General features: G+C 28.3%; 12 protein-coding genes and 1 rRNA gene. 6 read left to right on the top strand and 7 right to left on the bottom strand.

What is annotated here, in order from left to right:
* Positions 1–79: 79 nt before the first annotated feature.
* Positions 80–1,600, top strand: a complete 1,521-nt coding sequence (locus tag HUU89_RS13945) for a sulfatase-like hydrolase/transferase (protein ID WP_254697790.1) — start codon at positions 80–82, stop codon at positions 1,598–1,600.
* A 32-nt stretch (positions 1,601–1,632) separates the two neighbouring features.
* On the opposite strand, the gene rfbB is transcribed toward HUU89_RS13945, so the two are convergent.
* The 6 genes from rfbB to HUU89_RS13915 form a co-directional block, all read right to left on the bottom strand.
* Positions 1,633–2,667 carry a dTDP-glucose 4,6-dehydratase gene (gene rfbB, locus HUU89_RS13940; protein WP_022001319.1) on the bottom strand — a complete coding sequence of 345 codons (1,035 nt, stop codon included), beginning with the start codon at positions 2,665–2,667 and terminating at the stop codon, positions 1,633–1,635.
* Positions 2,668–3,243 carry a dTDP-4-dehydrorhamnose 3,5-epimerase gene (gene rfbC, locus HUU89_RS13935; RefSeq protein ID WP_022001318.1) on the bottom strand — a complete coding sequence of 192 codons (576 nt, stop codon included), beginning with the start codon at positions 3,241–3,243 and terminating at the stop codon, positions 2,668–2,670.
* Between the two features lie 16 nt (positions 3,244–3,259).
* Positions 3,260–4,141, bottom strand: coding sequence for a glucose-1-phosphate thymidylyltransferase RfbA (gene rfbA / locus HUU89_RS13930; RefSeq protein ID WP_032089398.1), 882 nt, complete (start codon positions 4,139–4,141; stop codon positions 3,260–3,262).
* A gap of 118 nt (positions 4,142–4,259) precedes the next feature.
* Positions 4,260–5,423, bottom strand: a complete 1,164-nt coding sequence (locus HUU89_RS13925) for a MerR family transcriptional regulator (RefSeq protein WP_175302077.1) — start codon at positions 5,421–5,423, stop codon at positions 4,260–4,262.
* Between the two features lie 50 nt (positions 5,424–5,473).
* Positions 5,474–5,587 (bottom strand): cyclic lactone autoinducer peptide, encoded by a 114-nt coding sequence (locus tag HUU89_RS13920; RefSeq protein ID WP_081918857.1) that lies wholly within the window; start codon positions 5,585–5,587, stop codon positions 5,474–5,476.
* Positions 5,580–6,092: an accessory gene regulator B family protein gene (locus HUU89_RS13915; RefSeq protein ID WP_032089396.1), complete on the bottom strand. Its 513-nt coding sequence runs from the start codon at positions 6,090–6,092 to the stop codon at positions 5,580–5,582. Before HUU89_RS13915 ends, HUU89_RS13920 begins: the two co-directional genes overlap by 8 nt.
* A gap of 198 nt (positions 6,093–6,290) precedes the next feature.
* On the opposite strand from HUU89_RS13915, the gene HUU89_RS13910 reads away from it, so the two are divergent.
* Genes HUU89_RS13910 through HUU89_RS13895 form a run of 4 tightly spaced genes read left to right on the top strand, consistent with a single transcriptional unit; the run spans position 6,291 to position 10,085 of the window.
* Positions 6,291–6,626 (top strand): helix-turn-helix domain-containing protein, encoded by a 336-nt coding sequence (locus HUU89_RS13910; protein WP_052010782.1) that lies wholly within the window; start codon positions 6,291–6,293, stop codon positions 6,624–6,626.
* Entirely contained in the window at positions 6,626–7,306 is a 681-nt protein-coding gene (locus HUU89_RS13905) for a LytR/AlgR family response regulator transcription factor (RefSeq protein ID WP_032089395.1), read from the top strand. The genes HUU89_RS13910 and HUU89_RS13905 overlap by 1 nt, the downstream gene beginning before the upstream one ends.
* Complete coding sequence (locus HUU89_RS13900; protein ID WP_175302076.1) at positions 7,303–8,526, top strand: hypothetical protein; 1,224 nt, start codon at positions 7,303–7,305, stop codon at positions 8,524–8,526. Before HUU89_RS13905 ends, HUU89_RS13900 begins: the two co-directional genes overlap by 4 nt.
* Before the next feature lie 53 nt (positions 8,527–8,579).
* The gene (locus HUU89_RS13895; protein ID WP_175302075.1) at positions 8,580–10,085 is read left to right on the top strand and encodes an LCP family protein; all 1,506 of its coding nucleotides are present in this window, start codon (positions 8,580–8,582) and stop codon (positions 10,083–10,085) included.
* Between the two features lie 93 nt (positions 10,086–10,178).
* Here HUU89_RS13895 and HUU89_RS13890 read toward each other — a convergent pair whose 3' ends face one another.
* Complete coding sequence (locus HUU89_RS13890; protein ID WP_175302074.1) at positions 10,179–11,315, bottom strand: IS30 family transposase; 1,137 nt, start codon at positions 11,313–11,315, stop codon at positions 10,179–10,181.
* A 361-nt stretch (positions 11,316–11,676) separates the two neighbouring features.
* On the opposite strand from HUU89_RS13890, the gene HUU89_RS13885 reads away from it, so the two are divergent.
* Positions 11,677–11,973: ribosomal RNA gene (locus HUU89_RS13885) — 16S ribosomal RNA — on the top strand; the annotation flags it as partial.

Genomic DNA, 11,973 nt, shown 5'->3' with positions numbered 1-11,973 from the left:
CGGCGAAGATAGTACATTGTGCGAAAATAGCTCGTTGCCAGTTCCTTCTTTTTTTATATATAAATGTGAGGTGATCCTGTTGAAGAAAAAAAATAAGATTTTACTTACAGTTTTTACAATAATTGTTTTTATTAATATCCTTTTATTGAACTCGAATATTTGGATTTATAATAATTTTGGAAATGTAAAGTTTCAAGAAATATTATTCACTTTTTTATCACCTACGAGTGGAACAGATACATCAGTTATTTTTTCTTATATCATTAGAGTAATTGTTGTATCATTTGTTTTAAGTATTCTTTTTATTTTTGGTGTTTTATATCTACATAGAAAATGTTCATCTAAAGCTTTCAAATATTTAAAGTGCATGGGCTCTCTATTGATTGTAATAACATTGATATTAAGTTTATTATATACAAATAACCGTTATAATGTTACTGCTTATTTCAATTATCAATCTCAAAAAACAACAATTTATAACAAAAAAAAGAAAGTACATAAAAAGAAAAATACTGAATATATAGGAGATAGTACAATTATCTATCAGAATCCCAAAGATGTTAAAATTAGCGGAGATAATACAAATAATCTTATTTATATTTATTTAGAATCATTTGAAAATACTTTTTTAGACACTGAAAATGGTGGTATCAAGAATGTTAACTGTTTACCTGAATTAACTGAATTAGCGAAACAAAATACTAATTTTTCTAATACTGACCAACTAGGTGGAGCATTACCTTTTACAGGTACAACTTGGACGATTGCATCCATGACATCACAATTTACAGGATTACCTTTAAAAGTTGAAGTTGCTAATGATATGGATCAACAAAATCGATTTATGCCAGGTGCTAAAACAATTGGAGATATTTTAAATGAAAACGGATATATACAAGAACTTATGATTGGTTCTCAAAAAGAATTTGCTGGGACAGATAAATTATTTTTACAGCATGGATTTGATAAAATATGTGATATTAATTCGTTAAAACAGGAATATTCATTTAAAAGTAATGAACTTAATCAATGGGGATTAGACGATTATAAATTATTCGAATTAGCTAAGAATGAGATTACGCAGCTTGCACAAACAGGTAAATTCAATTTTACGATGGCAACTATAGATTGTCATATGCCTAAGGGGTTTCTATGTAAATATTGCCCTGATACATATGAAAATAGATATGAAAATATATATGCATGTCAAGCAAAACTTATTAATAGTTTTATTGATTGGTGTAAAAGTCAATCTTGGTATGAAAATACAACCATTATTTTAGTTGGGGATCATCCAACAATGGCACAACAATATGTTAATGATGTTCCGTCAGATTACCAAAGAACGACATACAATTGTTTTATTAATTCTAAAGTGACGACTGATCAAATAAAAAATAGACAATTTACACATATGGATATGTATCCTACAACATTGGCTGCAATGGGATTCAATATAGAAGGGAATAAGTTAGCACTAGGTACGAATCTATTTTCTGAATTACCAACGATTATTGAAAAATATGGCCAAGATTATATTAATGAAGAAGTACAAAAAAGTAGTGAATATTTAGATAAAAATATATATCAGTTTAATTAAAAATGGATCTCATGACGAGATCCATTTGTTTTTTATTCTTCAACTCTTCCTTTATCTACATACATGTTTTGGAAATAGTTTTTATATTCACCAGAAATGATGTTTTCCCACCATTCTTTGTTATTTAAATACCAATCAATTGTTTGAGGAATACCTGTATCAAATGTATATTTTGGTTTCCATCCTAATTCAGTTTCTAATTTAGTTGGATCGATTGCATATCTCATATCATGACCTTTTCTATCAGAAACAAATTTGATTAATGATTCAGGTTTACCTAAAGCTTTTAAGATTGTTTTAACAACTTCTAAGTTAGTTCTTTCGTTATGTCCACCAACATTATAAACTTCTCCAACACGACCTTTTCTAATGATTAAGTCGATTGCAACACAGTGATCATAAACATGTAACCAATCACGTACGTTTTCCCCTGTACCGTATACTGGTAATTCTTCATCATTTAATGCTCTAGAAATAATTAATGGAATTAATTTTTCTGGGAAATGGTAAGGACCATAGTTATTTGAACATCTTGAAATAGTTACTGGTAATCCAAAAGTTCTATGATAAGCTAATACGAATAAATCTGCAGAAGCTTTTGATGAACTATATGGACTAGATGTGTGTAATGGTGTTTCTTCTGTAAAGAATAGATCAGGTCTATCTAATGGTAAATCACCATAAACTTCATCAGTAGATACTTGATGATATCTTTTAATACCAAATTCATTACATGCATCTAATAAAGTAGTTGTTCCCATAACATTTGTTTTAACAAAGATTTCAGGATCTTCAATACTTCTATCTACATGTGATTCAGCTGCAAAGTTAACAACAACATCAAATTTTTCTTTTTTGAATAAATCAAAGATAAATTCTCTATCAGCGATATCACCTTTAACGAATTTATAATTTGGTTTACCTTCAACTGGTTTACAAGTTTCTAAGTTACCTGCATAAGTTAATTTATCTAAGTTAACGATCATATCTTCTGGATATTTATTAACCATATAATGTACAAAGTTTCCACCAATGAAACCTGCACCACCTGTTACTAAAATTTTCATTTATTTATCTCCTTCGTATACAAATTGATTATTTGAATTTTCTAAAGTTGGTCCTGTTTGATCTTTTTCACTTAAAACAGGTTCAATACCATTTAATAATGATCCCCAATCAACATTAGCTGTTGGATCATCATAACGCATACCACCTTCAGATTCTTTATTATACACATTATCTACTTTATATCTAAATTCAACATCATCTGTTAAAGTTAAGAATCCATGGGCAAATCCTTGTGGAATAAAGAATTGGCGATGATTTTCAGCGCTTAATTCAACAGAAACCCATTCACCAAATGTTGGACTTCCTTTTCTAATATCTACTGCAACATCAATAACTTTTCCTTTAGTACAAGATACTAATTTAGATTGTGCATAAGGTGGGTTTTGCCAATGTAAACCACGTAAAGTTCCTTTTTGTGCACTAAAAGACATATTGTCTTGTACAAAATCAACAGTAATACCTAATTTTTCATATTTAGGTTTTGAATAAGTTTCTGTAAAGTATCCACGGTGATCTCCAAAAACATCTGTTTCTACAATTAAAACACCTGGAATTTTTGTTTCAATAACTTTCATCTTTTTTACTTCCTTTTTATTGATCTATAAATTTTCCATCCATTACATCTTTTAAATACTTACCATATTGATTCTTTTTATAAAGTTCATATGCTGTATTTAATTCATCTTTAGAAATCCATCCGTTGTTATAAGCAATTTCTTCAAGGCAAGCGATTTTTCTGTTTTGATGAGTTTCAACAGTTTTCACAAAGTTAGTTGCATCTACTAAACTTTCATGAGTTCCTGTATCTAACCATGTAAATCCTTGACCTAATAATTCAACATCTAAATTACCTTTTTCAAGATAGATTTTATTTAAGTCAGTGATTTCTAATTCACCACGTGCAGATGGTTTGATTTGTTTTGCGTATTCTACAACATGTTTATCATAGAAATATAAACCAGTGACAGCATAATTTGATTTAGGTTGAGCTGGTTTTTCTTCTAATGAAATAGCTTTTCCATTTTCATCAAATTCAACAACACCAAATCTTTCAGGGTCATCAACATAATATCCAAAAACAGTAGCACCATCTTCTTTATTTGCGGCTCTTCTTAAACGTTTTGATAAACCATGACCATGGAAGATATTATCTCCTAAAATCATGGCACAGGCTTCACCATCAATAAATTCTTCACCTAAAATAAAGGCTTGAGCTAATCCATCAGGAGATGGTTGCACTTTATATTGAAGTGAAATACCAAATTGATGTCCATCACCTAATAATTCTTTAAAACGAGGAGTATCATCAGGTGTAGAAATAATTAAAATATCTTTAATTCCTGCATCCATTAAAATACTCAAAGGATAATAAATCATTGGTTTGTCATAAATTGGCAATAATTGTTTACTTGTTACTTGTGTTAGAGGATAAAGTCTTGTTCCAGATCCTCCTGCTAATACGATACCTTTCATAGAAGTACCTCCTTTTGTTTACTCCTAAACAATAAACCATGACGTTACGTAAGTGTCAATACAAAATATAAAATTTCTTCATTTTATCAATAAAAAAAGTGTCACACTTAAAGTATGACTACTTTCTACAAATAAATAAACCACAATCTTTAGTAATTTTAATTCCATTATTTTCATCAATGATTTTTTCAAGGTGAGCTTGAAATTCTTTTAAACGATATCCTAAATATTCTTTTTGATTGCCATGACAACTCATTATATAGTTCATTAACGCTTTAGCGTCATCAACTATTAAATAATCATCATACCTCTTTAATTCAATTTGTTTAAAATAAGGGCTTAAAAGAGTTTTTCCATTTTCTAATCCAAAATGTTCTACAAGGTTATTATTAGATAGTTGAATACGTGAATCAAAATTATGAACAATTTCAGTAATTTCCTTCATATGATTTTTACCATAAGTTGTACAATAGAATATTCCATAATCCTTAAGAACACGAGATATTTCCAAAAGACCAAGATTCAAATCTTGCAGATAAAAGAGAACATGATTTGCAATCACCGTATCAAAGAAATGATTTTTAAAAGGAATATTTTGAGCATCTAAAACAATATAGTTATAATCATTACCAAGTTTTTTTCTGGTATCTTCTAACATTCCTTCGCTAATATCTGATAAGAAAATCTCTCTATTTCTTAGATTATAGGTATTATTTTCCCATAGTTTTCCATTTCCACAACCAATTTCTAAAAGTTGATAAACATGAGAAAAGTCTATTTGATGATAGAGCCATTCAAACCAACTTTCCTTATTAATAGAAAAATGATCATGAAGATAAATACGTGTAGATAAGTTTTGACTATTGAAATATTGTTGAATAATGCTTTCATCATTATTTGTGAGATTAATGAGTTCAATAATCTTTTCCCAAGAAATTTGATCATGTTCTAAAATTTTTTCAGTGCTTTTAATGGTTGCTTTTAAATTATTAAGATGATTCATTTTTTGGTTAATCAAAGAAGTTTGTAGTTTTAAAGATTCTTTAAAACTATCTTTATCATTATCTATAATAAGAGGATAGATTTCTTCTAGTGAAAATCCAAGTTCTTTTAAAGCAAGAATCTTTTGAAGAGTAATTAAATCTTTATTACAATATTGACGATATCCATTGTCTAGAATATGCGATGGTTTTAAAAGCCCTATTTTATCATAATATCGAATTGTCCTTAATGTGACACCTGCCATTTTCGCAAATTGTCCTGTTGTATAATATTTTTCCATAGAAATATTATAAAATAGAAAATAAAAAGATGATAGTTTTTATCATCTTTTTATTTGTTTTTTAATGCTTGGGGTTTCTTTGGCTCATACAAGATCCACCATGAAGGAGGTACATCTAAAACTGCTGCAAAACCAACTAATAAATCAAATAATCCTTTAAACATGATTTTCACCTCTTTTCAATAAAATTAAAATAGTGTTAATAAATAAAGAAATCAAGTAAATAACAAGTAAAGATGAATCAATAAAAGAGCATAAGTATAAAATCAATATTTCTATGCAATGAAGTCTTTTGTTTTTTTCAAAAGATAAAGTGTAATTGGCTACTATTAAACTCAAACATATCAATCTTAAAAAAGGGATATTTGTAACATATTTAATAAAATATGAGGCAAAGAGAATGATCATGTTTGAAAAGACAAGACATTGTAGAAATGATGAACAATGAAAACTTTTATAGGATAATCTTAATGGTATAAAAAAGAAAATGAATAAAACGAATTCGTAAGTTGTATGAAAAATGAATGATAAAATAATTGCTACAAAAAGGGTAGAAAGGTTGCATAACAATCCTTCCATTCCATAAATTGCAAGTTCAATTTGATCTAAATCATTTTCATATTCTCTAGGAATTATTTTCATTGTTAGATACTTAGCAAGATGGTTCATATATAATACTTCCTTTCTTGATTTCAATTTTATTTTATAGAAAAAAATAAAATTTGATACTATTAGGGAAAATTAAAGAAATAGTGGGAAAATTAACTAGAATGTTATTGATTAAAAAGTATATAATACTATTTGAAATAGTAGAATATCGCAATTCTTTATTTATCAAACGAGAATCTTTTTATGGAGGACAAAATAATGTTAGGAGAGAGATTACAATATTTAAGATTAGAAAAAGGAATGACACAAAAGGAATTATCAAAAGTATTTAAGGTATCATTGAAAACAATACAGTTTTATGAACAAAACAGAACCATCCCAGATATATATTTAGTTGCTGAAATGGCTAAATTTTTTAATGTTTCATGTGATTATATTTTAGGAGTTGTCAATACACCTATTCCATTAGATGAAAGAGAAGCAGAAGCTAAAGACCATATTTATATGCCAAAAGAGTTTATGAAAAACAAAGAAACAAGAAGAACGTATAAAACAATTGTGGATTATGTAAAAATGGTTCAAGAGATGAAATAATGTATAAAGTAGCAATTTTAGATGATGAAAAAAACTTTTTAGAAGAAATACATAATTGCTTACAAGAGTATGAAATGTTTGAAGTATCATATTTTCAAGAAGCAAAGTTGTTGATTGATGAAATTGATTATTTTGATGTTGTTTATATAGACTATGAGATGGAAAATATGACAGCATTTGAGTTTTTTAAAGAAACTCAAATGAGTAAATACATTAGAATCATCATTACTAAATATGATCATATTGTTTATAAAAGCATAGATTATGATATTTTTGATTTTATTAGAAAAAAGAAATTAAAAGAAGATATTCACAATAAGATGAATAGATTACTTAAAAAATTAGAATCAGATCACGATCGAATTATTGTAGAAAGTGGTAATCGAATTGTTGCGATATATTATGATGATATACAATATATACATACAGATAAAAATTATATTGTAATTCATGGAAGAGAGGAGTATAAAATACGTTCTACTTTCAAAGATTTTATTAAGAAGATAAAGAAAAATGATTTTATTACCATTTCTTATGGAATCCTTGTAAATATGAGATATGTTCAATACATTAATCTAAAAGAAATGATGGTGGTTTTAGAAAATGAAATACAACTACCTTTAAGTTATAAATATAAAAATTCTGTAAAAGAAGCTTATCAGGAATATAAAATACGATGAAATTATTTTTAGATATTATTTATGTTTTGATAGAAAATTTAATTTATGTGATGTATCTTGATTTATTCTTTAAAAATAGAGTAGAGGTAAAGTATAATAAAATATTCTTTATAGTATTTATGAGTTTTTTATCTTTAATGATGAATAAATATTTTGCTATAAGTTATGGAGGCATTATCTTATTGATTATAAGCTTAATATATATTCATCTTTTTTATGATGGTGACATTTATAATAAGATAATTAAACTTATTTTTGTGAATGTTAATATGTTGCTTATTAATGGATTGTGTATGTTTTTATTAAATCAACAATCACTATATTATATTGTTTATGCTTATGATGGATATTTAGGATATTTGATTACTTTTATTTCTAAGGGAATATGGGTGATAGAATATTTTTATTTAAAAAAGTATTTGAAGGAAGAGTTTCAATTAAATAAACATATTTGGTTTTTTGTTATGATAACACTTGTAGCTATTATTTTTTTAGATCTTTATACTTTTAATGAATATCTGATGAATCAAATGCGTTTATCATCGATTATTTGTTTGTATGTAGTTTCATTAATGATGATTGTATTGATTTATATATTATGTTTAGAAATGACGCAGTACTATCAACGTTTAATGAATCGAAAAATTCATGAACAAGCATTACAGTATGAAGAAACACTTGTGGAAATTGCTAATCAAAAAAGTAAAAAATATAACAAAATTATTCATGATTATAAAAAGCTTGTTAAAGATTTAAAAGAAAATCAGGAAATTGAACTTCAAGATATATCATTAGAAATACCGACAGAGGTTATTCACACAAACAACATTGTGTTAAATTATGTTTTTAATCGGTATACAGAAATCATGAAGGAACATCAGATTGATTTTTATGGAACTTATTCTGATCAAATTTATCAAGGTGTTTCTTCTTATGACTTAGCCGCTATTTTAAAATTTTTATTGGATCATGCGATTGTTCTTAGTCAAAAAACAACACATAAAGCAATTCATTATACGATAGAAAGTCAAAGATATTATACAATTATTAAGATAAGATGCTTGATTGAAAATGGGATTGTCGTTGATCATCATTTTAAGAAGAATGAATATTTGATAGAAGAAATATGTAGAAAATATAATGGGAAAAAATTGTCAAAAATAGAAGATAATCAGTATATATTTGGATGTTATTTAGAAAATAGTGGCGATTTGCTATAAAATGTCGATTGTGCTATGATAAACGAGAATTAACCAACATATGGAGGATGATTATGAAACAAAACAAATTTATGCGATTTATGACATCCAGAGCACTTATTTTGACATTACAAGTTGTCGCATCTGGTGTCCTTTTATATTTTGTGTATTTAACAAAATTATTACCTGTTAAATACTTTGCTATTTTAGCTGCTGTTTTGGCAGCATTGGTTTTATTGTTTTGGATTATTATTCAAACAGGAAAGAAAAAAATTGTTGAAGGGAAAACAAGTAAAAGAACTATTATTTCTAAAGTGTTGAGTTTAATTGTTTCAATTGTTTTAGTAATTGGAAGTACTTTTGCTGCAAGAGGAAATACTTTCTTAAATAATGTACAAACAACAACTCAAAAATACGCTATCAATGTCATTGTTTTAAAAGATAGTGATTATGGAACAGCATCACTTGATGGTTTAAAAGGTGTTAATTTTGGTAGATCATATGAAAAAGAAAAAGCTACATTAAATAAAGCTTTAGCACAAATGGAAGAAACGATTGATACACAAAAGTATACGACATATGATACATATTCTCAATTAGCAGATGCTCTTTATAATAAAGAAGTAGATGCAATTGTTGTTGGAACACAATATAAATCAATGTTAGAGTTAAATCATGAAGGCTTTGATGAAGAAACAAGAATTGTAAAAACATATGAATTTGATAAAAAAGCAAAATCAGTAACAACAGCAGTAACAGATGTAACTGAAAAGCCATTTAATGTATATGTAACTGGAATCGATACATATGGTTCTGTATCAACAGTATCAAGAAGTGATGTTAACTTAATTGTTACTGTTAATCCAAAAACTAAACAAATCTTAATGACAAGTATTCCACGTGATTGTGAAATTGAACTTCATAAAAATGGTAAAATGGATAAATTGACACATACTGGTATCTATGGTGTTGAAGAGACTATTTCTACGATTGAAGACTTTTTAGATTTAGATGTTAACTATTATGCAAGAACAAACTTTAGTGGTATTACAAATATTATTGACGCATTAGGCGGAGTAACTGTTGATTCTGATTATGAATTTACAACAAGACATGGTAACTATCATATTGTAAAAGGTGAAAATGAATTAGATGGTGATAAAGGGCTATGTTTTGTAAGAGAAAGATATAATTTACCAAGTGGAGATTATGATCGAGGACGTAACCAACAAAAATTATTAAAAGCAATGTTGAATAAGGCAATGTCACCAAAGATTATTACTAATTTTCAAAGAATCTTAACAGCAATCGAAGGATGCTTTGAAACAAACATGTCTTCTGACGAAATTAAATCATTAATTAATATGCAACTAGATGATAATGCTGAATGGGATGTTTTCAATGTACAACTTGATGGAAAAGGGTATATGACAGATCAAACTTATTCAATGCATGGTACATCAATCTATGTTATGAAACCTTACGCATCATATGTTAAAAAGATTACTAAACTTATTGATTGTGTTGAAAACGGTGATAAGATAACTGAAAATGATGTAAAAGATTTAGGTGGAGAATAGTAGAAAATTTAGAATGGATCTTATGGATCTATTCTTTTTTTTTGAAAAAAAACCGAATTGCAAGCAGAAACTGGAAATAAGAGAAAATAGGAACTAATTTTTATAGAAAATCGTATTTTCAGTTACATTAAGTTTAGCTAATTCATCTAGAAATAATTTTTCAGCAGGAAGATACCCAAGTATCTTCCTTTTCTTTTGATTGATTTTGTTATTTATATCAATACTTGTCTTTTTATCTATTGTGTTGATGTCAGTACCTTTCTGTATAAAATATCTGATAAGTCCATTACAGTTTTCATTTGAGGCCCTGTCACAAGAATGATAGGGTCTGCCAAAATAAATCTTGGTTCTCTTTTCTTTTGTATTAGGATTTACTTCCATATCCTTCCATCTAGAAAATTCACTACCGTTATCAAAAGTGATGGATTTGAAAATATCTTTAAAGCTATCACCGTAAAACTTGTGAAGCTTGTTGATTTGCATATATACTTTTTTAGAAGATTTGGAAGAAATAGGGATCATATAGTAAAATCGAGTTTTTCTTTCCAACAAAGTAAGATAAGCACCATTTTGACCATCTCTAGGACTAGTAACCAAATCGCCCTCCCAATGACCAAACGCTTCTCTGGAATCGACAGATTCAGGCCTTTCAGTAATAGAAACCCCTTTTTGTCTTTTAGAAATATATGTCTTCCAGTTCTTCTTTGTTTTTCTTCTGACCATGCGAGGAAGATCGATAGGTTTAATAGAGGTTTTACCCTGATGAACATAGTTATAAAAGGTTTTAGTGGAAACAGTTTCCATATCATTAATTTTATCCCTTTGATGAATAATCAAATAATTGATGGTTTCATCAATAGAGGAAAGCTTGTTGGATTTGATTTCGTTTTCAACAAGAGAAATAAAATCAGTAGCTTTATCAAATTTAGAATTGTTAGGAATCTTATGATTCTTGGATCTTTTTTGAAAAGCAGCCAAGGCAGATAGTTCAAAATGCTTATTGAGATGAGTATCTCTAATAGAGACCGTAGCATCTTTGATAATTGAATAGATATTAGAAACCGAAGTACCAACATCCAAAGCAAGATTTTTAATAAATTGAGTTTTACCGATGTTGCGCTTACCAGAATAAGAAGCGTTAAACATAATCAAGGAATTGATGATATACTCATAATGAGAAAAATCGAGATGTTTATTTTTTGTTTTTTGTAATATATTAATAGTGTTCATAGAGATCTCCTTATAAAGTGTGGTAACAATATAATACGATTTCTATGGAAGAAAATAAACATGAGGGGCATGTCACAGGCGCGAATTGATAACAAGGGGCATGCCCCTTGTTATCAATTCCTTAATTCCAGTTTCATTTTACAATACAGGTTTTTGAAAAAAATTAAAAAAATTATAAATAGTTATTGACTTTATTGAAAATTAATTGTATTATATACAAGTCGGCAGGAAACAAACTTGCTGATGAGGACATTGAAAACTGAACAGGAAAGAATAAAACACAACGTCAATGAGAGTTTAGAAATAAACAGAAAACAAAAAAAGAGCTAAACAGACCAAAGTTGTCTGAAGAGATAGAAGGACAATGGAGAGTTTGATCCTGGCTCAGGATGAACGCTGGCGGCGTGCCTAATACATGCAAGTCGAACGCTTCACTTCGGTGAAGAGTGGCGAACGGGTGAGTAATACATAAGTAACCTGGCATCTACAGGGGGATAACTGATGGAAACGTCAGCTAAGACCGCATAGGTGTAGAGATCGCATGAACTCTATATGAAAAGTGCTACGGGACTGGTAGATGATGGACTTATGGCGCATTAGCTTGTTGGTAGGGTAACGGCCTACCAAGGCGACGATGCGTAGCCGACCTGAGAGGGTG

The organism is Faecalibacillus sp. H12 (assembly GCF_013361255.1).
Taxonomy (GTDB): Bacteria; Bacillota_I; Bacilli_A; order Erysipelotrichales; family Coprobacillaceae; genus Faecalibacillus; species Faecalibacillus intestinalis.
Note: the sequence above shows the minus strand (reverse complement) of the source record. Positions and strands in the feature narration are given on the sequence as shown.

Coding starts and splice junctions, on each gene's coding strand:
- HUU89_RS13910 (WP_052010782.1), top strand. CDS start 6,291: ATGTTAGGAGAGAGATTACAATATTTAAGATTAGAAAAAGGAATGACA.
- HUU89_RS13900 (WP_175302076.1), top strand. CDS start 7,303: ATGAAATTATTTTTAGATATTATTTATGTTTTGATAGAAAATTTAATT.
- rfbB (WP_022001319.1), bottom strand. CDS start 2,667: ATGAAAATTTTAGTAACAGGTGGTGCAGGTTTCATTGGTGGAAACTTT.
- HUU89_RS13920 (WP_081918857.1), bottom strand. CDS start 5,587: ATGTTTAAAGGATTATTTGATTTATTAGTTGGTTTTGCAGCAGTTTTA.
- HUU89_RS13890 (WP_175302074.1), bottom strand. CDS start 11,315: ATGAACACTATTAATATATTACAAAAAACAAAAAATAAACATCTCGAT.
- rfbC (WP_022001318.1), bottom strand. CDS start 3,243: ATGAAAGTTATTGAAACAAAAATTCCAGGTGTTTTAATTGTAGAAACA.
- rfbA (WP_032089398.1), bottom strand. CDS start 4,141: ATGAAAGGTATCGTATTAGCAGGAGGATCTGGAACAAGACTTTATCCT.
- HUU89_RS13925 (WP_175302077.1), bottom strand. CDS start 5,423: ATGGAAAAATATTATACAACAGGACAATTTGCGAAAATGGCAGGTGTC.
- HUU89_RS13915 (WP_032089396.1), bottom strand. CDS start 6,092: ATGAACCATCTTGCTAAGTATCTAACAATGAAAATAATTCCTAGAGAA.
- HUU89_RS13895 (WP_175302075.1), top strand. CDS start 8,580: ATGAAACAAAACAAATTTATGCGATTTATGACATCCAGAGCACTTATT.
- HUU89_RS13905 (WP_032089395.1), top strand. CDS start 6,626: ATGTATAAAGTAGCAATTTTAGATGATGAAAAAAACTTTTTAGAAGAA.